Source organism: Escherichia sp. E4742 (genome assembly GCF_005843885.1).
Taxonomy (GTDB): domain Bacteria; phylum Pseudomonadota; class Gammaproteobacteria; order Enterobacterales; family Enterobacteriaceae; genus Escherichia.
Map to the genome: position 1 here is coordinate 214,035 of NZ_CP040443.1, position 26,147 is coordinate 240,181.

At 51.4% G+C, this 26,147-nt stretch carries 24 protein-coding genes and 1 tRNA gene; 15 read left to right on the forward strand and 10 right to left on the reverse strand.

Annotation, left to right across the window (positions count from 1 at the left end):
• Positions 1-67 precede the first annotated feature (67 nt).
• The 9 genes from FEM44_RS01095 (at position 68) to yejF (ending at position 11,716) form a co-directional block, all read left to right on the forward strand.
• On the forward strand, positions 68-1,534 hold the full coding sequence (locus FEM44_RS01095; protein ID WP_135521879.1) for a mannitol dehydrogenase family protein: 1,467 nt from the start codon (positions 68-70) through the stop codon (positions 1,532-1,534).
• 118 nt (positions 1,535-1,652) lie between these two features.
• Complete coding sequence (gene yeiR / locus FEM44_RS01100; protein WP_135521877.1) at positions 1,653-2,639, forward strand: zinc-binding GTPase YeiR; 987 nt, start codon at positions 1,653-1,655, stop codon at positions 2,637-2,639.
• A 38-nt stretch (positions 2,640-2,677) separates the two neighbouring features.
• Positions 2,678-3,382, forward strand: a complete 705-nt coding sequence (gene lpxT / locus FEM44_RS01105; RefSeq protein WP_138159239.1) for a Kdo(2)-lipid A phosphotransferase — start codon at positions 2,678-2,680, stop codon at positions 3,380-3,382.
• Between the two features lie 421 nt (positions 3,383-3,803).
• The gene (gene mepS / locus FEM44_RS01110) at positions 3,804-4,370 is read left to right on the forward strand and encodes a bifunctional murein DD-endopeptidase/murein LD-carboxypeptidase (protein WP_000241011.1); all 567 of its coding nucleotides are present in this window, start codon (positions 3,804-3,806) and stop codon (positions 4,368-4,370) included.
• Between the two features lie 182 nt (positions 4,371-4,552).
• A complete protein-coding gene (locus FEM44_RS01115) occupies positions 4,553-6,109 on the forward strand; it encodes a cyclic di-GMP phosphodiesterase (protein WP_135521875.1) in 1,557 nt (518 codons plus the stop codon).
• Between the two features lie 81 nt (positions 6,110-6,190).
• A complete protein-coding gene (locus tag FEM44_RS01120) occupies positions 6,191-8,005 on the forward strand; it encodes an extracellular solute-binding protein (RefSeq protein ID WP_135521873.1) in 1,815 nt (604 codons plus the stop codon).
• The gene (locus FEM44_RS01125) at positions 8,006-9,100 is read left to right on the forward strand and encodes a microcin C ABC transporter permease YejB (RefSeq protein ID WP_000501604.1); all 1,095 of its coding nucleotides are present in this window, start codon (positions 8,006-8,008) and stop codon (positions 9,098-9,100) included.
• The gene (locus FEM44_RS01130; protein ID WP_130217098.1) at positions 9,100-10,125 is read left to right on the forward strand and encodes an ABC transporter permease; all 1,026 of its coding nucleotides are present in this window, start codon (positions 9,100-9,102) and stop codon (positions 10,123-10,125) included. The genes FEM44_RS01125 and FEM44_RS01130 overlap by 1 nt, the downstream gene beginning before the upstream one ends.
• 1 nt (position 10,126) lies before the next feature.
• The gene (gene yejF / locus FEM44_RS01135; protein WP_135521871.1) at positions 10,127-11,716 is read left to right on the forward strand and encodes a microcin C ABC transporter ATP-binding protein YejF; all 1,590 of its coding nucleotides are present in this window, start codon (positions 10,127-10,129) and stop codon (positions 11,714-11,716) included.
• 3 nt (positions 11,717-11,719) lie between these two features.
• Here the strand turns inward: yejF and FEM44_RS01140 are convergent, their stop codons facing one another.
• The 3 genes from FEM44_RS01140 to rsuA all read right to left on the reverse strand — a co-directional run bounded on the left by FEM44_RS01140 (position 11,720) and on the right by rsuA (position 14,310).
• The gene (locus FEM44_RS01140) at positions 11,720-12,064 is read right to left on the reverse strand and encodes a YejG family protein (protein WP_064526789.1); all 345 of its coding nucleotides are present in this window, start codon (positions 12,062-12,064) and stop codon (positions 11,720-11,722) included.
• Between the two features lie 332 nt (positions 12,065-12,396).
• Complete coding sequence (gene bcr, locus FEM44_RS01150; RefSeq protein WP_000213385.1) at positions 12,397-13,587, reverse strand: multidrug efflux MFS transporter Bcr; 1,191 nt, start codon at positions 13,585-13,587, stop codon at positions 12,397-12,399.
• Positions 13,588-13,614: 27 nt separating this feature from the next.
• Positions 13,615-14,310 carry a 16S rRNA pseudouridine(516) synthase RsuA gene (rsuA, locus tag FEM44_RS01155; protein WP_064526785.1) on the reverse strand — a complete coding sequence of 232 codons (696 nt, stop codon included), beginning with the start codon at positions 14,308-14,310 and terminating at the stop codon, positions 13,615-13,617.
• A 148-nt stretch (positions 14,311-14,458) separates the two neighbouring features.
• On the opposite strand from rsuA, the gene FEM44_RS01160 reads away from it, so the two are divergent.
• Together FEM44_RS01160 and rplY are read left to right on the forward strand one after the other, a co-directional pair.
• A complete protein-coding gene (locus tag FEM44_RS01160) occupies positions 14,459-16,219 on the forward strand; it encodes a DEAD/DEAH box helicase (RefSeq protein ID WP_135521869.1) in 1,761 nt (586 codons plus the stop codon).
• A 124-nt stretch (positions 16,220-16,343) separates the two neighbouring features.
• A complete protein-coding gene (gene rplY, locus FEM44_RS01165) occupies positions 16,344-16,628 on the forward strand; it encodes a 50S ribosomal protein L25 (RefSeq protein WP_000494183.1) in 285 nt (94 codons plus the stop codon).
• A 151-nt stretch (positions 16,629-16,779) separates the two neighbouring features.
• Here rplY and yejK read toward each other — a convergent pair whose 3' ends face one another.
• Complete coding sequence (gene yejK, locus FEM44_RS01170; RefSeq protein WP_130207118.1) at positions 16,780-17,787, reverse strand: nucleoid-associated protein YejK; 1,008 nt, start codon at positions 17,785-17,787, stop codon at positions 16,780-16,782.
• Positions 17,788-17,968: 181 nt separating this feature from the next.
• On the opposite strand from yejK, the gene FEM44_RS01175 reads away from it, so the two are divergent.
• The 4 genes from FEM44_RS01175 (at position 17,969) to narP (ending at position 20,958) form a co-directional block, all read left to right on the forward strand.
• Positions 17,969-18,196 carry a YejL family protein gene (locus tag FEM44_RS01175; protein ID WP_001135667.1) on the forward strand — a complete coding sequence of 76 codons (228 nt, stop codon included), beginning with the start codon at positions 17,969-17,971 and terminating at the stop codon, positions 18,194-18,196.
• A gap of 19 nt (positions 18,197-18,215) precedes the next feature.
• Positions 18,216-19,976, forward strand: coding sequence for an LPS biosynthesis-modulating metalloenzyme YejM (gene yejM, locus FEM44_RS01180; protein ID WP_135521867.1), 1,761 nt, complete (start codon positions 18,216-18,218; stop codon positions 19,974-19,976).
• Between the two features lie 74 nt (positions 19,977-20,050).
• Positions 20,051-20,127: transfer RNA gene (locus FEM44_RS01185), tRNA-Pro, on the forward strand.
• 183 nt (positions 20,128-20,310) lie between these two features.
• The gene (gene narP / locus FEM44_RS01190) at positions 20,311-20,958 is read left to right on the forward strand and encodes a nitrate/nitrite response regulator protein NarP (protein ID WP_064526779.1); all 648 of its coding nucleotides are present in this window, start codon (positions 20,311-20,313) and stop codon (positions 20,956-20,958) included.
• A gap of 212 nt (positions 20,959-21,170) precedes the next feature.
• On the opposite strand, the gene ccmH is transcribed toward narP, so the two are convergent.
• The 6 genes from ccmH to ccmC are packed head-to-tail and all read right to left on the reverse strand — an operon-like array spanning position 21,171 to position 26,133.
• Complete coding sequence (ccmH, locus tag FEM44_RS01200) at positions 21,171-22,223, reverse strand: cytochrome c-type biogenesis thiol:disulfide oxidoreductase CcmH (protein WP_135521865.1); 1,053 nt, start codon at positions 22,221-22,223, stop codon at positions 21,171-21,173.
• On the reverse strand, positions 22,220-22,777 hold the full coding sequence (dsbE, locus tag FEM44_RS01205; protein ID WP_033545454.1) for a thiol:disulfide interchange protein DsbE: 558 nt from the start codon (positions 22,775-22,777) through the stop codon (positions 22,220-22,222). The genes ccmH and dsbE overlap by 4 nt, the downstream gene beginning before the upstream one ends.
• On the reverse strand, positions 22,774-24,717 hold the full coding sequence (ccmF, locus tag FEM44_RS01210; protein WP_138158846.1) for a cytochrome c-type biogenesis heme lyase CcmF: 1,944 nt from the start codon (positions 24,715-24,717) through the stop codon (positions 22,774-22,776). Before ccmF ends, dsbE begins: the two co-directional genes overlap by 4 nt.
• A complete protein-coding gene (gene ccmE / locus FEM44_RS01215) occupies positions 24,714-25,193 on the reverse strand; it encodes a cytochrome c maturation protein CcmE (protein ID WP_135521863.1) in 480 nt (159 codons plus the stop codon). Before ccmE ends, ccmF begins: the two co-directional genes overlap by 4 nt.
• Positions 25,190-25,399 (reverse strand): heme exporter protein CcmD, encoded by a 210-nt coding sequence (ccmD, locus tag FEM44_RS01220; protein WP_000186540.1) that lies wholly within the window; start codon positions 25,397-25,399, stop codon positions 25,190-25,192. The genes ccmE and ccmD overlap by 4 nt, the downstream gene beginning before the upstream one ends.
• Complete coding sequence (gene ccmC / locus FEM44_RS01225) at positions 25,396-26,133, reverse strand: heme exporter protein CcmC (RefSeq protein WP_001295447.1); 738 nt, start codon at positions 26,131-26,133, stop codon at positions 25,396-25,398. The genes ccmD and ccmC overlap by 4 nt, the downstream gene beginning before the upstream one ends.
• Positions 26,134-26,147: the final 14 nt, after the last annotated feature.

Here is a 26,147-nt window from a genome sequence, read left to right on the forward strand (position 1 = left end):
ATTTCAATTGCTGTCATATAACTTTACACTAGCATTGTTAATCAATCGTTACTAAGACGTGACTTCTATGAACACAATTGCCTCCACTACGTTCCCGCCTCACATTCACACTCCACGCTACGATCGCCAGCAATTGAAATCCCGTATCGTTCATTTTGGCTTTGGAGCCTTTCACCGCGCACATCAGGCGTTACTGACCGACCGTGTGCTGAATGCCCAGTGCAGCGATTGGGGGATCTGTGAAATCAGCTTGTTCAGCGGCGATCGGCTAATGAGCCAACTTCGCGAACAGGATCATTTATATACCGTGTTGGAGAAAGGCGCAGACGGCAACCAGGCGATTATTGTCGGGGCCGTTCATGAATGCCTGAATGCAAAACTGGATTCCTTAGCGGCGATTATTGAGAAGTTTTGCGAACCGCAGGTGGCAATTGTGTCCCTGACCATTACCGAAAAAGGTTATTGTATCGACCCGGCCACCGGGGCGCTCGATACCAATAATTCGCGGATTATTCATGACTTACAAAGCCCGGAAGAACCTCACTCCGCGCCAGGCATTCTTGTCGAAGCGCTGAAACGCCGTCGTGAACGTGGCCTTGCGCCGTTTACCGTACTTTCCTGCGATAATATTCCCGACAATGGTCATGTGGTGAAAAATGCGGTGCTGGGGATGGCTGAAAAACGCTCTCCAGAACTTGCCGAGTGGATAAAAGAACACGTCAGCTTTCCGGGAACCATGGTCGACCGCATTGTCCCGGCAGCAACGGAAGAATCACTGGCAGAAATTAGCCAATATCTGGGCGTGAATGATCCCTGTGCAATTAGCTGCGAGCCGTTTATCCAGTGGGTGGTGGAAGATAACTTCGTCGCAGGGCGCCCAGCCTGGGAAATCGCAGGTGTACAAATGGTGGTTGATGTCCTGCCGTGGGAAGAGATGAAACTGCGCATGCTTAATGGCAGCCACTCTTTTCTCGCTTATCTTGGCTACCTGGCTGGATTCGCCCATATTAGTGATTGCATGCAGGACCGCGCATTTCGCCATGCCGCCAGAACATTAATGCTGGATGAGCAAGCGCCAACGCTACGGATTAAAGATGTCGATTTGACATACTATGCGGATACGTTAATTGAACGTTTTGCCAATCCGGCGCTGAAACATAAGACCTGGCAAATCGCGATGGATGGCAGTCAAAAATTACCGCAACGCATGTTGGCAGGGATTCGCATTCATCTGGCTCGCGAAACAAACTGGCCGTTGCTGGCATTAGGCGTCGCAGGTTGGATGCGCTATGTGAGCGGCGTAGATGATGCCGGAAAAGCTATCGATGTCCGCGATCCGCTTTACGATAAAATTCACAACCTCGTTGCGGGCAGTAGCAGTGAACAACGCGTCACTACCCTGCTTTCTTTGCGCGAAGTATTCGGTGATGACCTACCAGATAACCCGCATTTTGTGCAGGCCATCGAACAAGCCTGGCAACAAATCGCGCAGTTCGGCGCGCATCAGGCGCTATTAAACACCCTCAAAATTTAACGATTTCTGCGGTTAAAGCGGATGGAGCATCGCTTCGTCCGCCCTCTCTCTTCTCTTTTCCGCCTTTTTTAGCCAGGATTAACGCACAGTTAACTCATCTGATTATTGCGGAGCCGTTGTGACCAGGACCAACCTCATCACCGGTTTTCTCGGCAGCGGGAAAACAACCTCTATTCTTCATCTGCTAGCCCACAAAGATCCCCACGAAAAATGGGCGGTTCTGGTTAATGAATTTGGGGAAGTCGGAATTGATGGTGCTTTGCTCGCCGATAGCGGCGCATTGCTTAAAGAGATCCCCGGCGGCTGCATGTGCTGCGTTAATGGTTTACCCATGCAGGTAGGGTTGAATACCTTACTGCGCCAGGGGAAACCAGACCGCTTGCTGATAGAGCCGACCGGACTGGGTCATCCGAAACAGATCCTCGATCTGTTAACCGCGCCGGTCTATGAACCGTGGATCGATCTGCGCGCCACGTTGTGCATTCTCGATCCGCGCCTGCTGCTGGACGAAAAAAGCGTCAGCAATGAAAACTTCCGTGATCAACTGGCAGCCGCAGACATCATTGTCGCCAATAAATCCGACCGTGCTACGCCAGAAAGCGAGCAAGCGTTACAGCGCTGGTGGCAACAAAACGGTGGCGAACGGCAATTAATTCACAGCGATCATGGGCAAATTGAAGGTCATCTTCTGGATTTACCTCGTCGAAATTTAACTGAGTTGCCCGCCAGCGCTGCCCATTCGCATCAACATAACGAGAAAAAAGGATTAGCGGCATTAAGCCTGCCAGAGCATCAACGCTGGCGTCGCAGTCTGAATAGCGGACAAGGACACCAGGCCTGCGGTTGGATATTCGACGCTGATACCGTGTTCGACACCATTGGCATTCTGGAATGGGCGCGACTTGCGCCGGTCGGACGCGTAAAAGGCGTGATGCGGATACCAGAAGGTCTTGTGCGCATCAACCGTCAGGGCGATGACCTGCACATTGAAACGCAAAACGTTGCACCACCAGATAGCCGCATTGAGCTGATTTCCAGCAACGAAACTGACTGGAACACCTTACAGAGCGCGCTGTTGAAGCTTCGTTTAGCGACCAACGCGTAAGGTTGCCTGCGTTTTTCAGTAAGATAATTAGAGAAAATATGATTAAAAATTTGCCGCAAATAGTGCTGTTAAATATTGTCGGCCTCGCGCTGTTTCTTTCTTGGTACATTCCCGTCAATCATGGATTCTGGTTGCCGATTGACGCGAATATTTTTTATTTTTTTAATCAGAAACTGGTCGAAAGCAAGACTTTTTTATGGCTGGTAGCGTTGACTAATAATCGCGCCTTCGACGGTTGTTCACTGCTGGCGATGGGAATACTGATGCTGAGTTTCTGGCTGAAAGAAAACGCACCCGGCAGACGGCGTATTGTGATTATTGGCCTGGTCATGCTGTTAACCGCAGTGGTATTAAACCAATTGGGCCAGGCATTTATTCCGGTAAAACGGGCCAGTCCGACATTGACCTTCACAGATATTAACCGCGTCAGCGAACTGCTATCTGTTCCAACGAAAGATGCCTCACGAGATAGTTTTCCCGGCGATCATGGCATGATGCTGCTTATTTTTTCCGCTTTTATGTGGCGATATTTCGGAAAAGTCGCAGGAGTAATCGCCCTTATTATATTTGTGGTTTTTGCATTTCCCAGAGTGATGATTGGCGCACATTGGTTTACCGATATCATTGTCGGTTCCATGACGGTGATATTGATTGGCTTGCCCTGGTGGCTAATGACACCTTTAAGTGATCAATTAATCGCCTTTTTTGACAAATCACTGCCTGGAAAAAATAAACATTCATAAAACAAATAACTCACAGTAATTAACATCATCAGGTTTATTTTCATAGTAGGGATAATCCTGATGATGTGCGACTTTGCTCTCGTTCATTAAGTGAAATGATCATTCTCTAAGCAAATGAATGGATTGCGCATCTTTTAGACAATAGTACTTTAATTGACCAATCCCGTTTATTAACTTTCTGTATCACTTTTTCTTATAAAAAATCATGTAAAACCGCTCGCCAAGACCGCGTCAATCGGGTAATCTCGAACACGTTTTGCCTCGGCGGTAGATTATCCTCACAGCATATAATTTTGTGCGTTAGTCCACAGATTTGGCCTTAAGGAATTGTTTCAACGTGCCCAGGTAATTAGTCTCGTGTCGCTTGGCATTTTTTTATAACGATATTTGTCGTTAAGGACTTCAAGGGAAAACAAACAACATGGTCAAATCTCAACCGATTTTGAGATATATCTTGCGCGGGATTCCCGCGATTGCAGTAGCGGTTCTGCTTTCTGCATGTAGTGCAAATAACACCGCAAAGAATATGCATCCTGAGACACGTGCAGTGGGTAGTGAAACATCATCACTGCAAGCTTCTCAGGATGAATTTGAAAATCTGGTTCGTAATGTCGACGTAAAATCGCGAATTATGGATCAGTATGCTGACTGGAAAGGCGTACGTTATCGTCTGGGTGGCAGCACTAAAAAAGGTATCGATTGTTCTGGTTTCGTACAGCGTACATTCCGCGAACAATTTGGCTTAGAACTTCCTCGTTCAACTTATGAACAGCAGGAAATGGGCAAGTCAGTTTCCCGCAGTAATTTGCGTACAGGTGACTTAGTTCTGTTCCGTGCCGGTTCAACTGGACGCCATGTCGGTATTTATATCGGCAACAATCAGTTCGTTCATGCTTCCACCAGCAGTGGTGTTATTATTTCCAGCATGAATGAGCCGTACTGGAAAAAGCGTTACAACGAAGCACGTCGGGTTCTTAGCCGCAGCTAATAAACCGTTTGGATGCAATCCCTTGGCTATCCTGACGAGTTAACTGAAGGCACTGCTTAAGCAGTGCTTTTTTGTTTTCATTCATCATAGAAAATGATGTTTCCGTGCCTTGAACCAGGCTATAGTCCCGTCATTCTCTTCCACTTCAGCGTTGTCGTAATCTCGGGAATATTAACGGAACCATGTTCATACGAGCTCCCTCTTCCGGACGTAAAATCCTGCTTACCTGCATTATTGCGGGCGTGATGATTGCAATACTGGTCAGCTGTCTTCAGTTTTTGGTTGCCTGGCATAAACACGAAGTCAAATACGACACACTGATTACCGACGTACAAAAGTATCTCGATACCTACTTCGCCGACCTGAAATTAACCACTGACCGCCTACAGCCGCTCACCTTAGATACCTGTCAGCAGGCTAACCCTGAACTGACTGCCCGCGCGGCGTTTAGCATGAATGTTCGCACATTTGTGCTGGTGAAGGATAAAAAGAGCTTTTGTTCATCAGCGACGGGGGAGATGGATATACCGCTCAATGAGTTGATCCCGGCGCTCGATATTAACAAAGACGTCGATATGGCGATGTTGCCTGGCACGCCAATGGTGCCCAACAAACCCACTATCGTCATCTGGTATCGCAACCCTTTATTGAAAAATAGCGGCGTTTTTGCAGCATTAAACCTGCACCTGACGCCATATCTTCTCTATAGCTCTCGTCAGCAAGATTTCGACGGAATCGCACTCATTATTGGCGATACCGTGCTTTCGACATTTTCGTCGCATTTGATGAACGTCCGTGAGTTATCCGGCAAACCAGTACGCGAAACCAAAATAACAGGCATTCCGCTGACTGTGCGTCTTTATGCTGATGACTGGACATGGAACGATGTGTGGTATGCGTTTTTACTGGGCGGTATGAGTGGAACTGTCGTTGGCCTGCTCTGCTATTACCTGATGAGTGTGCGTATGCGCCCTGGCAGAGAAATTATGGCTGCCATCAAACGTGAGCAATTTTACCTGGTGTATCAGCCGGTGGTTGATACACAAACGCTGCGGGTCACGGGCCTGGAAGTGCTGCTACGCTGGCGTCACCCTGTAGCAGGTGAAATCCCGCCGGATGCCTTCATTCAATATGCCGAATCGCAAAAGATGATCGTGCCGCTGACCCAGCATCTGTTTGAGCTTATAGCCCATGATGCAGCTGAATTACAAAACGTACTGCCGGTGGGCATAAAGTTTGGCATTAATATCGCACCGGACCATCTGCACAGCGAGAGCTTTAAAGCGGATATACATCGGCTGCTCGCCTCCCTACCCGCGCACCATTTCCAGATTGTACTGGAGATAACCGAGCGCGATATGCTGAAAGAGCATGAGGCCACAAAACTGTTCGCCTGGCTGCACTCTGTCGGCGTGGAAATTGCTATTGATGACTTCGGCACCGGACACAGCGCGCTTATCTATCTGGAACGCTTCACGCTCGAGTATCTGAAAATTGACCGTGGGTTTATCAATGCTATAGGTACGGAAACGGTCACATCTCCGGTGCTTGACGCGGTGCTCATGCTGGCGAAACGTCTCAATATGCTGACGGTTGCTGAAGGTGTCGAAACACCGGAACAGGCGCGCTGGCTACGTGAGCGCGGTGTTAATTTCCTGCAAGGCTATTGGATTAGCCGCCCCTTACCGATAGATGATTTTGTCCGCTGGCTGGAGAAACCGCATACGCCGCAGTGGTAAGGTGTGCTTGTGTCCCTTATTATTCATAGTTGAAGCATGCCGGATTGCGGCTAATGATGAGTAAAAGGAAATCCGTTGCAGATGATTGTGCGCATACTGCTGCTGTTTATCACCCTGTTCACCTTCGGTGCGCAGGCGCAAGCTATCAAGGAAAGCTATGCCTTTGCGGTGCTGGGAGAACCCCGGTATGCTTTTAATTTCAACCATTTTGATTATGTGAATCCCGCTGCGCCGAAGGGCGGGCAAATAACGTTATCCTCCATTGGTACCTTCGATAATTTTAACCGCTATGCACTACGCGGAAACCCCGGCGCACGCACCGAGCAACTGTACGACACGCTATTTACCACTTCCGATGACGAACCCGGCAGTTATTATCCGCTGATTGCCGAAAGCGCACGCTATGCTGACGATTATTCCTGGGTAGAAGTCGCTATCAATCCGCGCGCCCGTTTTCATGATGGTTCGCCGATTACCGCACGCGACGTTGAGTTTACTTTTCAAAAATTTATGACTGAGGGCGTGCCGCAGTTTCGCCTGGTATACAAAGGCACAACGGTCAAAGCCATAGCGCCATTAACCGTGCGTATTGAATTAGCCAAACCAGGCAAAGAAGATATGCTGAGTCTATTTTCGCTGCCGGTATTTCCAGAAAAGTACTGGAAGGATCATAAACTTAGCGACCCGCTATCTACACCTCCGCTTGCCAGTGGTCCGTACCGCATTACGTCCTGGAAAATGGGGCAAAATATTGTCTATTCCCGCGTGAAAGATTACTGGGCGGCCGATTTACCAGTAAACCGTGGACGCTGGAATTTCGACACCATTCGCTACGATTATTATCTCGACGATAATGTTGCCTTCGAAGCGTTTAAAGCTGGCGCCTTTGATTTACGCATGGAAAACGACGCCAAAAACTGGGCCACGCGCTATACCGGTAAGAATTTCGATAAAAAATACATTATCAAAGATGAGCAAAAGAACGAATCAGCCCAGGATACGCGCTGGCTGGCGTTTAATATTCAACGACCGGTATTCAGCGATCGCCGAGTCCGGGAAGCCATCACCCTCGCCTTTGACTTTGAATGGATGAATAAGGCGTTGTTTTACAATGCCTGGAGTCGCACGAACAGTTATTTTCAGAATACCGAATACGCGGCCAGAAATTACCCCGACGCCGCTGAGCTGGTGCTTCTGGCGCCAATGAAAAAAGATCTACCGCCAGAAGTGTTCACGCAAATCTACCAGCCACCAGTGTCCAAAGGCGATGGCTACGACCGTGACAACCTGTTAAAAGCCGACAAACTTCTCAACGATGCAGGCTGGGTGCTGAAAGGTCAGCAACGCGTTAATGCCACCACAGGCCAGCCACTCAGCTTTGAATTATTGCTTCCTGCAAGCAGCAATAGTCAGTGGGTATTGCCGTTCCAACATAGCCTGCAACGGCTGGGAATCAACATGGACATTCGCAAGGTGGATAACTCGCAAATCACCAACCGAATGCGCAGCCGCGACTATGACATGATGCCGCGCGTGTGGCGGGCGATGCCGTGGCCCAGTTCCGATTTACAGATTTCCTGGTCATCGGAATATATCAACTCCACTTATAATGCCCCCGGCGTGCAAAGCCAAGTTATCGACTCGCTAATTAACCAAATTATTGCCGCCCAGGGAAATAAAGAAAAATTACTGCCTCTGGGGCGCGCCCTGGATCGCGTATTAACGTGGAATTATTACATGTTGCCGATGTGGTACATGGCGGAAGACCGTCTCGCCTGGTGGGATAAATTCTCCCAGCCGGCCGTGCGCCCCATCTATAGCCTCGGTATCGATACCTGGTGGTATGACGTCAATAAAGCGGCCAAACTGCCGTCCGCCAGCAAACAGGGAGAGTAGATGGGCGCTTACCTGATTCGCCGTCTGTTGCTGGTGATCCCAACATTATGGGCGATTATCACCATCAACTTTTTCATCGTGCAAATTGCACCTGGCGGCCCCGTCGACCAGGCCATCGCCGCCATTGAGTTTGGTAATGCCGGAGTATTACCCGGCGCAGGCGGCGAAGGCGTTCGTGCCAGCCATGCGCAAACGGGCGTCGGCAATATCAGCGACAGTAATTACCGTGGCGGACGCGGGTTAGATCCAGAAGTGATCGCTGAGATCACCCATCGCTACGGTTTCGATAAGCCGATCCACGAACGTTACTTCAAAATGCTTTGGGACTACATTCGCTTTGATTTTGGCGACAGCCTGTTTCGCAGCGCTTCGGTGCTGACGCTGATTAAAGACAGTCTGCCTGTTTCCATCACCCTCGGATTGTGGAGCACGCTGATTATCTATCTGGTGTCGATTCCGCTGGGTATTCGCAAAGCCGTTTATAACGGCAGCCGCTTTGACGTCTGGAGTAGCGCATTTATCATCATCGGCTACGCCATTCCAGCCTTTTTGTTCGCCATCCTGCTGATTGTCTTCTTCGCGGGCGGCAGCTATTTCGACCTGTTCCCTCTACGCGGCCTGGTTTCCGCTAACTTTGATTCGCTGCCGTGGTATCAGAAAATCACCGATTATCTGTGGCATATCACGCTACCCGTGCTGGCGACGGTAATTGGCGGCTTTGCGGCACTCACGATGCTGACCAAAAACTCATTCCTTGATGAAGTGCGTAAGCAATACGTAGTGACCGCGCGTGCGAAAGGGGTAAGTGAGAAAAATATTCTCTGGAAACATGTGTTCCGCAACGCCATGCTGCTGGTGATTGCCGGTTTTCCGGCAACGTTTATCAGCATGTTTTTCACCGGCTCGCTGCTGATTGAGGTGATGTTTTCGCTCAATGGCCTCGGTTTACTGGGCTACGAAGCGACCGTCTCGCGCGATTATCCGGTGATGTTTGGCACCCTGTACATTTTCACCCTGATTGGCCTGCTGCTGAATATTGTCAGTGATATCAGCTATACGCTGGTCGATCCTCGTATTGATTTTGAGGGACGCTAATGTCGCGACTCAGCCCCGTCAATCAGGCCCGTTGGGCGCGTTTTCGTCATAATCGTCGCGGCTACTGGTCGTTATGGATTTTCCTCATCTTGTTTGGTTTGAGTTTGTGTTCTGAACTGATCGCCAACGATAAGCCATTGCTGGTACGTTATGACGGCAGCTGGTATTTCCCGTTGCTGAAAAACTACAGTGAGAGTGATTTTGGCGGCCCGCTGGCAAGCCAGGCTGATTATCAGGACCCGTGGCTGAAACAACGGCTGGAAGATAAAGGCTGGGTACTGTGGGCGCCGATTCGCTTTGGTGCTACCAGTATCAACTTTTCCACCGACAAGCCCTTCCCCTCCCCACCTTCCCGGCAAAACTGGCTGGGAACGGATGCCAACGGCGGCGATGTGCTGGCACGCATTCTGTATGGCACGCGGATCTCGGTTCTGTTTGGTCTGATGTTGACACTCTGCTCCAGCGTGATGGGCGTGCTGGCGGGGGCGCTACAAGGCTATTACGGCGGTAAAGTCGATCTCTGGGGGCAACGCTTTATTGAAGTATGGTCGGGGATGCCGACGCTGTTTTTGATTATTTTACTTTCCAGCGTCGTACAGCCTAACTTCTGGTGGCTGCTGGCAATTACTGTCTTGTTTGGCTGGATGAGTCTGGTCGGCGTGGTGCGGGCGGAGTTTTTACGTACCCGTAATTTCGACTACATCCGCGCGGCGCAGGCGCTTGGTGTCAGCGATCGCAGTATCATCCTGCGTCATATGTTGCCTAATGCCATGGTCGCGACCCTCACCTTTTTACCGTTTATTTTATGTAGTTCGATAACCACCCTGACCTCGCTCGATTTCCTCGGCTTCGGTCTGCCGCTCGGTTCACCATCACTCGGCGAACTGCTGCTACAAGGGAAAAATAACCTTCAGGCTCCGTGGCTTGGGATCACTGCCTTCTTGTCGGTGGCGATATTGTTGTCTTTGCTGATCTTTATTGGTGAAGCCGTCCGCGACGCATTTGATCCTAATAAGGCGGTGTAACATGACGCAAACTCTGTTAGCGATTGAAAATTTGTCGGTGGGTTTCCGCCATCAGCAAACTGTTCGTACCGTAGTGAATGATGTTTCACTACACATTGAGGCTGGCGAAACGCTGGCGCTGGTGGGTGAGTCAGGTTCTGGCAAAAGCGTTACCGCGCTGTCAATTTTACGTCTGCTCCCTTCCCCGCCGGTTGAATATCTCTCTGGCGATATCCGTTTTCATGGAGAATCGCTGCTTCATGCCAACGAGCAAACATTGCGTGGCGTGCGGGGAAATAAGATTGCTATGATTTTCCAGGAGCCGATGGTGTCATTAAATCCATTGCATACCCTGGAAAAACAGCTTTATGAAGTGCTTTCACTCCACCGCGGAATGCGTCGGGAAGCGGCGCGTGGCGAAATTCTTAACTGCCTTGATCGCGTCGGTATCCGTCAGGCGGCAAAACGGCTGACAGATTACCCGCATCAGCTCTCCGGCGGCGAACGCCAGCGGGTGATGATTGCGATGGCGCTGTTAACGCGACCAGAATTATTAATTGCCGATGAACCAACCACCGCTCTGGACGTCTCTGTCCAGGCGCAGATTTTGCAGCTTTTGCGCGAACTGCAAGGCGAGCTGAATATGGGCATGCTGTTTATTACTCATAACCTCAGCATTGTCAGAAAACTGGCCCACCGTGTGGCGGTAATGCAAAACGGTCGCTGTGTGGAGCAAAATAACGCCGTTACGCTCTTTGCCTCCCCTGAACATCCTTATACGCAAAAGCTACTCAACAGCGAACCGTCAGGCGACCCGGTGCCGTTGCCAGAACCGGCCTCAACGTTGCTTGATGTTGAACAGCTTCAGGTCGCCTTCCCCATTCGCAAAGGGATCCTGAAGCGCGTCGTCGATCATAACGTGGTGGTGAAAAGCGTCAGTTTTACGCTACGGGCGGGTGAAACGCTGGGTTTAGTAGGCGAGTCCGGTTCCGGCAAAAGCACAACGGGGCTGGCGATACTGCGGTTGATTAACTCTCAGGGCAGCATCGTCTTTGACGGTCAGCCATTGCAAAATTTAAATCGCCGCCAGCTGTTACCTATTCGCCATCGCATTCAGGTGGTATTTCAGGATCCAAACTCCTCGCTCAACCCACGACTCAACGTGTTGCAGATTATTGAGGAAGGCTTACGGGTTCACCAGCCGACGCTCTCTGCCGTGCAACGCGAAGAACAAGTGATAGCCGTGATGCATGAAGTGGGGTTAGATCCTGAAACGCGCCACCGTTATCCGGCGGAGTTCTCGGGTGGTCAGCGGCAACGTATTGCGATTGCCAGGGCATTGATTCTTAAGCCTTCGCTGATCATACTTGATGAACCTACATCATCGCTCGACAAAACGGTACAGGCGCAAATATTGACGCTATTGAAATCATTGCAACAAAAGCATCAACTGGCCTATTTGTTTATCAGCCATGATTTGCACGTTGTCCGCGCGTTGTGTCATCAGGTTATCGTGCTGCGACAGGGAGAAGTGGTGGAACAAGGGCCGTGCGCGCGCGTGTTTGCCGCACCGCAGCAGGAGTATACGCGTCAGCTACTGGCGTTGAGCTGACGCTTAAAATGGATTGTAGTTTGAGAAAGGTTCGGCAATGGCCACACCAAAATTTTTCAGTCGGCACGTCGCCGCAAACTCGTCCTGACGATTCACAAACAGACATGGCTCACCTTCGCACTCGAGAACAGAGCACGGAACTTCAATATCGCTTAATGCCTGACTTAGTTTGTACATCACCGACCATGCGTTATCGCCATCCGGGCTAAGTAATTTAAGCGCCACCAGGCTATTGTCGCCGCACTGTCCATTTTGCGGAATCGGTTCAACTTTCGAACCTGCGAAACCAGCAGACCAACGATAGTTCTGCGGCAGTCGATGGACGATTGAGAGTTGTAATGAAGTCACTTATTTTCCCCGGAAGCACACTTACTTCACAATTTATTTACATTAATTTTAACACATCATCAACAATCTGTCCTTCAACAGATCGTAAAGATTGATGCCTCGCCTGCGTGGCCGCTATTGTTCTGATTTAAATGATATCTGCGGGCGTGGTCACGTTTGCGGGGCTATATGTACCCGTTTCTGCGATCTAACTCAACCTTTTTAACTACAATGATGTGACTTTTTACATAAATTGAGTTTACATAAAATAAACATATATCGGGGGAATGATAGATTTGCGGTTGACATGCATCAACAAAGGAAGCCTTTTAGCTTCCCCGTTGTGCAATAGATCACCGTTTTTTCGGTCGACTGGCGTAAAGACAGAAGAGAATGGAACTGGTCGCACAGAAAGCAATGGACCAGATCATTGGCCATGCAGAGTTAAACGTCGCCAGCGAAAGCAGTGCGCCAACAATCGCGCCAATACCAAAACGGAAGGTTCCTGCCAGCGACGACGCAGTTCCCGCCATATGGGGGAACTCATCCAGAATGACCGCCATCGCGTTAGAAGACACCATCGATACGCAGCCCACAAACGCCGCAACGCCAACCACCAGCGACCAGAATCCCAGCCCCAGTAGCGCGCTGATAACCATCCACGCCGCCATAATAAATTGTATCCACAACCCCGAGCGGAACATATTTAACGCGCCAATACGGCGAACGAAGCGGCTGTTAAAGATGGTCATCACGAACAGGAAAACAATGTTTAGCGCAAAGTAATAACCAAAGTTTTCCGGCGCAACGTGGTTGATTTCAATGTAGACAAACGGTCCGGCGCTTAAGAACGAGAACATCCCGGCAAAGCTGAAACCACTGGCCAGCATATAACTCAGGACACGCTTATGGCGGAACAGCGCAGCAAAGTTACCGATAGTGGTACGAATGTGGAACGGTTGGCGACGCTCCGGCGGTAACGTTTCTTTGATCAGGAAGAAGATCATTGCCGAAGCCAGAATTGCCGCCACAGCGAGGATCCAGAAGATGTAATGCCAGCTCAACCACACCAGCACCCAACCGCCAACAATCGGTGCCATCAACGGTGCAATGGTGGTCACCAGCATGACAAACGACATCATCCGCGAGAACTCTTCTTTCGGGTAGATATCACGCATCAAAGCGTTGATAACCACGCTGGCCGCAGCCGCAGCCAGACCGTGGAAGAAACGCATCACAATCAGCTGATCGATGGTTTGCGCCAGCGCGCACGCCACCGCCGCCGCGGCAAACACCAGCGTACCACCGAGGACAACCGGCTTGCGCCCGAAGCTATCCGCCATCGGCCCGTAGATTAACTGCCCCAACGCAAAACCCAGAATATAAGTACTCAGGGTCATCTGCGTGCTGCCCGCTGGCACACCAAACTGCGCTGAAATCACTGGCAGCGCGGGCAGATACATATCAATCGACAGCGGCATTAACATGGCCAAAAGGCCAAGGATAAAGACAATAGCAAACGACGAATGCTGTCGAGTGGTCACAACGGGCTCCTGAATAAAATGAAAGTGTTAACCGACGCTGGCAATTTCTTCTGCAGTTAATGGACGATATTCACCTGGGGCTAAATCTGCATCCAGAGTAATACCGCCAATACGTTCACGATGCAGCTCAACCACGTGGTTACCCACGGCGGCGAACATGCGTTTCACCTGATGATAACGCCCTTCACTGATGGTCAGCCGGACCTGCGTAGGGGTAATCACTTCCAGCACCGCTGGCTTAGTGAGATCTTTTTCGTTATGCAGCTGTACGCCTTTGGCAAATTGCTCCGCCGTATCGTCAGCTACGGGTGATTCAAGCGTCACCAGATAGGTCTTCTCGCAATGATGACGCGGAGAAGTAATGCGATGCGACCACTGACCGTCGTCAGTCATCAGCACCAGACCGGTGGTATCAATATCCAACCGCCCCGCCGCGTGCAGTTTCCACGCCACAGGTTCATCCAGAAAATAGAGCACCGTTGGGTGATCCGGGTCATCAGTTGAGCAAACATAGCCCTGGGGCTTGTTGAGCATGAAATAACGCGGGCCGTGTTGCTGCGCCAGCGGATTGCCATCATAAGCAACATCGTGTTCAGGGAGCAGTTTGAACGCTGCATTGCGGACGATTTCGCCATCAACGGTGACACGATTGCCGCGGATTTCACGCCCGGCAATAGCACGGCTAACACCGAGTTGCTGTGCGATAAATTTATCAAGTCGCATGTGTGTGATTTTGCCTGTAAAAACGGAGGTCGGGCATAGACCCGAAAATCAGAACTGTTGTCTGCCCAGTATAGCGGTCTAATAACTTCCCTCAAGGGAAAAAGATCCGTGGCATACTATTAGCAGATTAATCTACCTACGCTAAACCATGATTTTTACACTTCGTCCATACCAGCAAGAAGCCGTGGATGCCACGCTCAACCATTTTCGTCGTCATAAAACCCCTGCCGTTATCGTGCTGCCTACCGGAGCAGGTAAAAGCCTGGTGATTGCCGAACTGGCACGGCTGGCGCGTGGTCGTGTTCTGGTGCTGGCACACGTCAAAGAACTGGTGGCGCAGAACCATGCTAAATACCAGGCGTTGGGGCTGGAAGCCGATATTTTTGCCGCCGGGCTAAAACGCAAGGAGAGCCACGGTAAAGTGGTATTTGGCAGCGTGCAATCGGTCGCCCGTAATCTTGATGCCTTTCAGGGTGAATTTTCGCTGTTGATTGTCGATGAATGCCACCGTATTGGTGACGACGAAGAGAGCCAGTATCAGCAAATCCTTACTCACCTGACAAAAGTGAATCCCCACTTACGCCTGCTTGGGCTGACTGCCACGCCCTTTCGGCTGGGTAAAGGCTGGATTTACCAGTTTCATTATCACGGTATGGTACGCGGCGACGAGAAAGCCCTTTTCCGTGACTGCATTTATGAGTTGCCGCTGCGCTATATGATTAAACACGGCTATCTGACACCACCGGAACGGCTGGATATGCCGGTTGTGCAGTACGATTTCAGTCGCTTGCAGGCGCAGAGCAATGGGCTGTTCAGCGAAGCTGATCTCAACCGGGAACTGAAAAAACAGCAACGTATTACTCCACACATCATCAGCCAGATTATGGAGTTCGCCGAAAAGCGTAAAGGGGTGATGATTTTCGCCGCGACGGTTGAACACGCAAAAGAGATTGTCGGTTTGCTACCCGCAGAAGATGCTGCACTGATTACTGGCGACACGCCCGGCGCTGAGCGCGATGTATTAATTGAAGATTTTAAAGCCCAGCGTTTTCGCTATCTGGTCAACGTTGCGGTGCTGACCACCGGATTTGACGCCCCGCACGTCGATCTTATCGCCATTCTGCGCCCTACCGAATCAGTGAGTCTTTACCAACAAATTGTCGGGCGCGGTCTGCGTCTGGCGCCGGGTAAAACAGATTGCTTAATTCTCGATTATGCGGGCAATCCTCATGACCTCTACGCACCGGAAGTTGGTACACCGAAAGGCAAAAGTGACAACGTCCCGGTGCAGGTTTTCTGCCCTGCTTGTGGCTTTGCCAACACCTTTTGGGGGAAAACGACCGCCGACGGGACATTGATTGAACACTTTGGTCGTCGCTGTCAGGGATGGTTTGAAGATGACGACGGTCATCGCGAACAGTGTGACTTCCGTTTCCGTTTTAAAAATTGCCCACAATGTAACGCGGAAAACGATATTGCAGCCCGCCGCTGCCGCGAATGTGACACGGTACTGGTTGATCCAGACGACATGTTAAAAGCGGCGCTACGACTGAAAGACGCCCTGGTATTACGCTGTAGCGGCATGTCTTTGCAGCATGGTCACGACGAAAAAGGCGAATGGCTGAAAATCACCTATTACGATGAAGACGGCGCGGATGTGAGTGAGCGTTTCCGTCTGCAAACGCCCGCCCAGCGTACTGCCTTCGAACAGCTTTTTATCCGCCCGCATACGCGTACACCGGGCATCCCTTTGCGCTGGATAACCGCTGCCGATATCCTCGCCCAACAAGCGTTGCTGCGCCATCCGGATTTCGTCGTCGCACGAATGAAAGGCCAGTACTGGCAGGTGCGTGAAAAAATATTCGATTACGAAGGTCGTTTTCGGCGGGCGCATGAATTACGCGGTTAATGGTAGTTTTGATTGATGTATAAGGCGATTGAGTATAGAATCTCGCCCGCTTTTGCATACGCAAAGCAGATCACTTACCTGTTGCTGGGTCGCCTGTAGCAGGAATCATTTAAGAGAGAAAGAAATGTTTACTATCAACGCAGAAGTACGTAAAGAGCAGGGTAAGGGTGCGAGCCGCCGCCTGCGTGCCGCTAACAAGTTCCCGGCAATCATCTACGGTGGCAAAGAAGCGCCGCTGGCTATCGAGCTGGATCACGACAAAGTCATGAACATGCAAGCTAAAGCTGAATTCTACAGCGAAGTTCTGACCATCGTTGTTGACGGTAAAGAAATCAAAGTTAAAGCTCAGGACGTACAGCGTCATCCGTACAAACCGAAGCTGCAGCACATCGACTTCGTTCGCGCTTAATCGCTGAATAAGTTGTAAAAAAACCCCGCTTCGGCGGGGTTTTTTGTATCTGCAGATTATGCCTGATGCGACGCAGTGCGTCTTATCAGTATCGTTATTTTCAGGCCAGATAAGGCATTCACGCCGCATCTGGCATTCATTATGTAACCGATTAATTACCGCCAGACGTCCGGCGCTGCAATTGATCGCGCAGGTTCGGCGGCGTGCCTTTAATGGTCAGCGTATCGGTCGCCGGGTCCCAGAAAATCCGTTCGCCTAACAGCATCGCATCAAAGTTGATGGTCAAGCCACCGCCGCTACCGGCAAACTTCGTCAATTGACGCAGTGTGCTACGGTCTGCCGGGAAGCTCTCTTCCAGTTCATACCCTTTTTCAGCAGCAAACTCCGTGAAGCTCACTTCGCTGACGCCCGCCAACTCTTTTGACAGCGACTCCAGTTCAATCTCCTCGCCCGCCTGCAATTGCTCATTACAATAGCTATAAACTTGCTGGCGAACGTTCTGCCGTTCTGCTTTATCCAGTTGCGCTTCTGCGGTGAAGTCGTCGACCGCTTGCAACAGACCTCGGTTTTGCGCTTTGGCGTTCAACCCTTCGCTGGCACCGAGGAAATCCATAAAGAAATCGGCGACTTTGCGTCCGACTCGCCCTTTCAGGAAAGTCAGGTAGCGCGTCGATTCCGGATTGGTTTCCCACTCAGTTAAATCAATACGCGCCACAATATCCGCATGATTGATATCAAGATAATGGGTCGGGTTGATGTCGAGATTTTCGTTGACGCGCATACTGCTTAGATTGCTCAGCACGCAAATCAGCAAATACTCAACTGCCAGATAACGATAGTGGCAAAACAGAACGAAACCGCCATCAGCAAACGGATATTTTGCCAGTTCGTCACGCAGGCGACCGGTTGCCGCGCGGCTAAATGCCAGAAAGTCCTCTTCGCCCTGACGTTGCAAGCGCAGCGTCTGCGCCAGTTCACTCTCTTCGCTGAACAAACCGTAGGCTTTGTTCTTGGCGCTATAGACCCGATGCAGCTCTGCCACCATCTCAACGACGGTTTCCGTCGGTTCCAGCAATGAATCGCGCAACACCAGCTCAAGGTTCTGCTCATCACGCTTGATAAGCTGGTGCAGAGCAATCTGGTTGATATCCAGACTCATGATAAACTCTCCTTTAAGACCGGGCGGTATTCAACCACCGCCGGTTAAGCGACGCAATAAAAGTTGGCGGCCATTTTACAGAAGGCTGCGTAAGGAGAATGATTGAAAGCATAAAAAAGCAGAAAAAAAACCGTTGCTACGGTAATATGTTGCCCTTTCATCAACTAACTGATTTCGATTTATGCCACAAATTTCCCGCTACAGTGATGAACAGGTTGAACAATTGCTCGCAGAGCTGCTCAACGTACTGGAAAAACATAAGGCTCCGACCGACCTTTCCCTGATGGTGTTAGGCAATATGGTCACCAACCTTATCAACACCAGCATTGCCCCGGCTCAACGCCAGGCGATTGCCAACTCTTTTGCCCGCGCTTTGCAGTCCTCGATCAACGAAGACAAAGCGCACTAAGGGAAACAGATAACAGGTTATGGTAACTCATCGTCAGCGCTACCGTGAAAAAGTCTCCCAGATGGTCAGCTGGGGGCACTGGTTTGCACTGTTCAACATTCTGCTCTCACTTGTCATTGGCAGTCGTTACCTGTTTATCGCCGACTGGCCGACAACGCTTGCGGGTCGTATTTATTCCTATGTAAGCATTATCGGCCACTTCAGCTTTCTGGTGTTCGCCACCTACTTGCTGATCCTCTTCCCGCTGACCTTTATCGTCGGCTCACAGAGGCTAATGAGGTTTTTGTCCGTCATTCTGGCCACTGTGGGAATGACGCTGTTACTGATCGACAGCGAAGTCTTTACCCGTTTCCATCTCCATCTTAATCCCATCGTCTGGCAGTTGGTTATCAATCCGGACGAGAATGAGATGGCACGCGACTGGCAGCTAATGTTTATCAGCGTGCCAGTTATTTTATTGATTGAACTGGTGTTTGCGACGTGGAGCTGGCAAAAGCTGCGCAGTCTGACGCGTCGTCGACGCTTCGCCCGTCCGCTGGCCGCATTCTTATTTATCGCCTTTATCGCCTCACACATGGTGTATATCTGGGCCGATGCTAACTTCTATCGCCCTATCACCATGCAGCGCGCTAACCTGCCGCTTTCGTACCCGATGACGGCGCGACGTTTTCTTGAGAAGCATGGTCTGCTTGATGCGCAGGAGTATCAACGCCGTCTGATCGAGCAAGGCAATCCAGACGCTGTTTCTGTACAGTATCCGTTAAGCGAATTGCGCTACCGCGATATGGGCACCGGGCAAAATGTGTTGTTGATTACTGTCGATGGCCTGAACTACTCACGCTACGAGAAGCAGATGCCTGCACTGGCGGGTTTTGCCGAAGAAAATATTTCGTTCACGCGCCATTTGAGTTCCGGCAACACCACCGACAACGGTATCTTTGGCTTGTTCTATGGTATCTCGCCAAGCTATATGGACGGTATTCTGTCGACCCGTACGCCTGCGGCGTTAATTACCGCGCTCAACCAGCAAGGCTATCAGTTGGGCTTATTCTCGTCAGATGGCTTTACCAGTCCGCTGTATCGCCAGGCATTGTTGTCAGACTTCTCGATGCCGAGCGTACATACACAATCCGATGAGCAGACCGCCACGCAGTGGATCAACTGGCTTGGCCGCTACGCGCAAGAAGATAACCGCTGGTTCTCTTGGGTATCTTTCAATGGCACCAACATTGACGACAGCAATCAGCAAGCATTTGCCCGGAAATATAGCCGCGCGGCTGGTAATGTCGATGGCCAGATCAATCGCGTCCTGAATGCGTTACGTGAATCCGGGAAACTGGACAACACGGTGGTGATTATCACTGCTGGTCGCGGCATTCCGCTGAGCGAAGATGAAGAAACCTTTGACTGGTCACGTGGCCATCTTCAGGTGCCATTAGTCATTCACTGGCCAGGCACACCGGCACAGCGTATTAATGCCTTGACCGATCATACTGATCTTATGACCACGCTGATGCAACGCCTGCTACACGTCAGTACGCCTGCCAGCGAATACTCACAAGGTCAGGACTTGTTCAACCCTGAACGCCGTCATTACTGGGTAACAGCCGCGGATAACGATACGCTGGCAATTACCACACCGAAAATGACGCTAGTACTGAACAATAACGGTAAATACCGCACTTACAACTTACGTGGTGAAAGAGTGAGAGACGAAAAACCACAGTTGAGTTTGTTATTGCAGGTGCTGACAGACGAGAAGCGTTTTATCGCTAACTGATTAATTATAAATCAGTTAGCAAAATATCTTACTTGCAATCGGTGTGGAAAACGGTAGTATAAGCAGCCACGAGTCGGCACGTAGCGCAGCCTGGTAGCGCACCGTCATGGGGTGTCGGGGGTCGGAGGTTCAAATCCTCTCGTGCCGACCAAAAATCCCAAGAAAACCAACCGCAAAGGTTGGTTTTTTTATATCTACGTCAATCCCCCTCTACCCACACTTACAGTTTTCACTACATGCCCATACATAAAATGGGGTAACATTCACGCGCCTGGTAGCGTTACCAACGCTACGCTCAAACATAATGATTCTAATAAAACCTCAGGAGACTACTATGCCTGAAGCAACGCCTTTTCAGGTGCTGATTGTGGATGATCATCCACTTATGCGACGCGGTGTTCGTCAGTTACTGGAGCTTGACCCTGGCTTTGAAGTGGTCGCCGAAGCAGGCGACGGCGCTAGTGCTATCGATCTGGCGAATAGACTGGATATCGACGTGATCTTGCTGGATCTCAATATGAAAGGTATGAGTGGCCTGGATACCCTCAATGCCTTGCGCAGGGATGGCGTTACCGCGCAAATTATTATCCTGACCGTTTCAGATGCCTCCAGCGATATCTTTGCATTGATAGACGCAGGCGCTGACGGTTATCTGTTGAAAGATAGCGATCCGGAAGTGTTGCTGGAAGCGATTCGCGCCGGAGCAAAAGGTAGCAAAGTCTTTAGTGAACGCGTCAGTCAGTACTTACGCGAGCGTGAAATGTTTGGCGCTGAAGAAGACCCCTTCAGCGTGCTAACGGAGCGTGAATTAGATGTTCTGCACGAACTGGCACAAGGACTGTCCAATAAGCAGATCGCTTCGGTACTGAATATTTCTGAGCAGACGGTAAAAGTCCATATCCGCAATCTGCTGCGTAAACTCAACGTCCGCTCACGCGTGGCGGCCACCATTCTGTTCCTGCAACAACGCGGGGCGCAATAAAAAAATAGCCCGATGGATTTACCATCGGGCTGATATTGATGACAAACGCAACACTGCCTGATGCGCTACGCTTATCAGGCCTACACGGATCGAGCAATGTATTGAATTCGCACGATTTTGTAGACTGGATAAGGCGTTTACGCCCCATCCGGAATAAACAAAGCGCACTTTGTCATCAGTCTGGCCCGATGGCATCACCATCGGGCTTCTTCTTATTTACTCTCCTGTGGTGATAAATGCTGCATCGCCTGCGCGATACTGCGTTCAATCACCGCACGGCGAGTATCGTTGGCAGGTAAGAGTTTCAACATCATCTCCCACGCGGCAACGGCTTCGCCAAATCGCTGCTGCTCAAAGGCGTTAAACGCATACATGCTTAACACGCGAATATTGCTGTGGTCCGTTCTCACCAACTGGCGTAGCAGTTCACCGCCGAGGCGGTTGTCGTTGGGATCAGATGAACGTGTCAACGCTTCAGCATACCCCAGCGCGGCATCACTGTTCTTTGGATCGAGGCGATACGCAGTGGCATATGCATCAGTCGCGATACTGGCGTTACCCAGCGCCATCCCAACGCGGCCCAACATAATCCAGCCTTCTATATCTCCCGGATTTTTTTGCAGTTGAGTACGCATTCCAAGTGCAAGGCGCGACATCTCTTCTTCATTGAGCGGATCGGCTTTCGGATCCAGCGCCCTGTCCAGCAATGCCGGAGCCTGCGCCGTGGCCTGCTGCCAGATTTTCACCTGCTGATAATTGCCGGTCTGGTAGTAGCTGACGCCAGCCACAATTAACGCCACCACAATACCCGGCAGAAAAACAACATATCCGGCACGCTTACCTTCCGGCACGCTTTGTTCAGGAAACTCTTCCTGCACCACGCGTACCCGACGCCGCGAGCGGGCATAAATAACCCAACCGCCGATACCAATAGCTACTACCGGTAGCACCCACAGCAGCACGGTCAGCGGCGTTAACGGCGGATCGTAAGTGACGAAGTTGCCATAGCGCGCCACCATATAATCGACAATCTCTTTCTTACTTTTACCTTCCTGCATCAGTTCATACACTTTCTGGCGCAGGTCGGTCGCAATCATCGAGTTAGAATCGGCAATGCTGTTGTTCTGGCATTTCGGGCAGCGTAGTTCTTCAGTGAGTTGGCGAAACTGCTGTTCCTGCGCTTCATCCTTAAACTGCAACACGTCGATGGTCGCCAGCGCCGAGCCGGAGATCATCAGCATCAGCACGCCCAATAAAAACCTCATTGTGCGGCCTCCTTACTGTATTTCTCCCACAGCGGCTTGATCTCTTCTTCCCAGACGCGAGGATTGAGATCACCCGCATGGCGATAGCGAATGATGCCATTACCATCGATGAGGAACGTTTCTGGCGCGCCATAGACACCGAGATCCAGACCTAACATGCCGTCGCCATCAAACAGGCTTAGCGCGTAAGGATTACCCAGCTCTTTCAGCCAGCTGATTGCCTTCTGCCTGTCGTCTTTATAGTTCATGCCGACCACGCGGATGCCCTGCGCAGAAAGCTGATTCAGATATTGATGTTCCGCACGGCAGGTCGGACACCAGGTCGCCCAGACGTTAAGCAGCACTGGTTTGCCCTGAGTCAGCACATCCGCCTGATAAAACTGCCCCGGATTGTCCAGTGATTCGAGGCGAAACTTCGGCACCGGCTTGCCAATGAGCGCCGATTCCAGATTGGTCGGATCATCCCCTTCGGCATTACGCGCCAGCTGCCACAGCAGCGCCGCGGCAATCGCCAGAAAGATAATCAAAGGAAGTAACAATACTTTGCGCTTCATACAGCCTCCGGCGCAGTTTTTTGCGGGTTCACGCGCTTACGATAGCGAGGATCAAACAGGCACAGCAGCCCGCCCAACGCCATCATCAGCCCGCCCGCCCAAATCCAGCGAACAAACGGTTTGTAGTAAAGGCGCACAGCCCACGCGCCGTTTTCCAACTCTTCACCGAGCGCCGCGTACAAGTCACGAGTGATGCCGCCGTCAATCGCCGCTTCGGTCATCATCGACCCGGCAGTGTTGTAATAACGTTTTTCCGCATACAGCACCGTTTCCGGCTTGCCATCTCGCGTTACGCCGATAGTCGCCACACCGCCACGCCAGTTCGGGCCAGTCACCTCTTTGACATCACGGAAGGTGAAGCGATATTCATGAATATCGACGCTATCGCCGGGCTTCATGCGCACATCACGCTCGACGCTATAGTTCTGGCTAAAGGCAATGCCAACAATTGTTACCGCCAGCCCCAGATGAGCCGCCACCATCCCCCAATAACTGAAGGTGGTTTTCGTACCGCGTGAAATACGCAGCGCAGCTTCCGCAATTGCCAGCACCGCAATCCAGCAGGCCATTGCCAGGCCGAGTACCGTCATCGCCACGACTTTGCTTTCGAACAGCCACGGCAACAGCAGCGACAGCACCAGCGTGCTGATGAAGGCGATAATCAATAAATTGCGGATTTTACGCGGACGATCGCGCCCCCAACGCACCAGAGGGCCAACACCAAGCAGTAGCGCAAACGGCACCATCAGCCAGGTAAACATAGTGTTGAAGAACGGTTCGCCAATCGAAATGCTGCCCAGCCCAAGTTGTTTATGCACCAGCGGCAGCAGCGTTCCCAGCAACACCACCAGCATCGCGGCGACCAGCAAAACGTTGTTCGCTAACAACAGAGATTCCCGCGACCACAGAGCATTGTTCACCCGTGAACGGACTTTGTGTCCACGGGCAGCAAACAGCAGCAGCGAACCGCCAATCACCAGTACCATAAAGGCGAGAATAAACATGCCGCGCGCCGGATCCGAAGCAAACGCGTGTACCGATACCAGCACACCGGAGCGCACCAGGAAAGTCCCCAGCAGACACAGCGAGAAAGCACTGATTGCCAGCAGTAATGTCCACGCTTTGAAACTGGCGCGTTGTTCAGTCACCGCCAGCGAGTGCATCAGCGCAGTACCAACCAGCCATGGCATAAACGAGGCGTTTTCTACCGGATCCCAGAACCAGCAGCCGCCCCAGCCGAGTTCGTAATAGGCCCACGCGGAACCGAGTACGATGCCGAGCGTCAGGAAGATCCACGCCGCCAGCGTCCACGGACGGGTAAAACGCGCGTAAGTGCTGTCCAGACGCCCACTCAGCAAAGAAGCAATGGCAAAAGCAAATGCCACCGAGAAACCAACGTACCCCATATAAAGCAGAGGCGGATGGAAGATCAGCCCCGGATCCTGCAACAACGGGTTAAGATCGCGCCCTTCAATCGGGAAGTTCGGCAATGTGCGAGAGAACGGGTTAGAGGTAAAGAGAATGAACAGCAAAAAGCCGACGCTGACCATGCCCATTACCGCCAGTACGCGCGCCACAATATCCAGCGGAATACGCTGGCTAAAAATCGCTACCGCAAACGTCCAGCCGCTCATTAGCAGCACCCATAGCAGCAATGAGCCTTCATGCGCCCCCCAGGTGGCCGCCACGCGATACCACACCGGAAGCTGGGTATTGGAGTTACTGGCGACATAGGTGACGGTGAAGTCGTTTACCACGAAGGCGTTAACCAGCACCAGAAATGCACCTGCCACAGACATAAACAGCAGCCAGGCAAACAAGCGGGAAGAAGCCATCATGCGCGCATCTCCGCGCGCCACGCCCCATAGCGGATACACAGACAGCAGCAGCGCAATCCCTAACGCCAGGCACAGCAGTCCGTTACCAATTTCCGGCATCATGATGCTGGGTCCTTATAAACACTCGCCGGGCGACGGTGGTTGGCTTCCATCGCTTTCTCGACTTCTGGCGGTGTATAGTTTTCGTCGTGTTTCGCCAGTACTTCTTTCGCGAGGATATGATTGCCTTTTTCCAGCTCGCCTTGAACCACAACGCCCTGCCCTTCACGGAACAGATCCGGCAAAATGCCTTCGTAAGTGACATCGACTGAACCTTCAGCGTCGTAAATGGTGAAGGTCACTTTCAGCGAATTGGGATCGCGCTGCACGCTCCCCGGCATCACCATCCCGCCCACGCGCAGACGCTGACCGACTTCCGGCATCTGTTGGGTTTCACGCTTGCCGTAGAGAATCTCCCCCGGCGTATAAAAAAGATCGATATTCGAGCGCAGAGCATACAGAACCAGACCGATGGTCAGCGCCAGCCCCGCCAGCACGGCACAGGCAATCCACAACCGATTTTTACGGCGAATATTCATGCAGCCTCCTGCTGTTGCGCAGCACGTAAACGCGCCTCACGCGCCCGCTGTTGCGCCACGCCACGCAGAATTGCGCGATGCTGCATCACCGAGTGCACGACCAAAACCACCAGCGGAATAACGGTCATCACCACCGCCAGCCAGACAAAAAAGGCGTAACCGCCCATTGCGAAAAATTCATTCCAGGAAGCAAATGCAGGGGTCATTTACGGCCTCTTTTCAGTATCAGTTCACTCACCCACGGACGGCGTTTTTCCATCAGCAAAATCAAATTACGCATCCGCATCAACGTCAGCGTGGCAGACAGCAGCAGGAAGCCGAAAATCGACCAGCGCAGCGGCGAACGCATCGCCGGATCGATACTTTGCTGCATCCGCGTTGATCCCTGATGCAGTGTGTTCCACCACTCCACGGAGTAATGAATAATCGGCAGATTTACCACGCCAATCAGCACCAGAATACCTGCCGCACGGCCTGCCAGACGGCGGTCGTCAAAGGCGTGCCACAGGGCAATCACACCAACATACAGAAACAGCAGCACCAGTTCAGAAGTCAGACGCGCGTCCCACACCCACCAGGTGCCCCACATCGGTTTTCCCCATGCGGAGCCAGTAACCAGGGCAATAAAGGTAAACACGGCACCAATGGGGGCCATCGCTGCGACCGCCAGGTTAGCCATTTTCATCTGCCAGACAAGACCGATGAACGCCGCTACCGCCATCGAGGCATAAATACCCATCGACCAGATTGCCGCTGGCACATGTAGATAAATAATGCGATAGCTATTTCCTTGCTGATAATCAGCCGGAGCAAAGCCGAATCCCCAGATCCAGCCGACGGTGAGCACGACCACACTGGCGATTGCCAGCCACGGTATAAACCAGCCACAGATTTGATATAACCGTGGAGGGATCGCCAGTTGATGTAGTGTTTTCCACATAGTTTCGATACCAG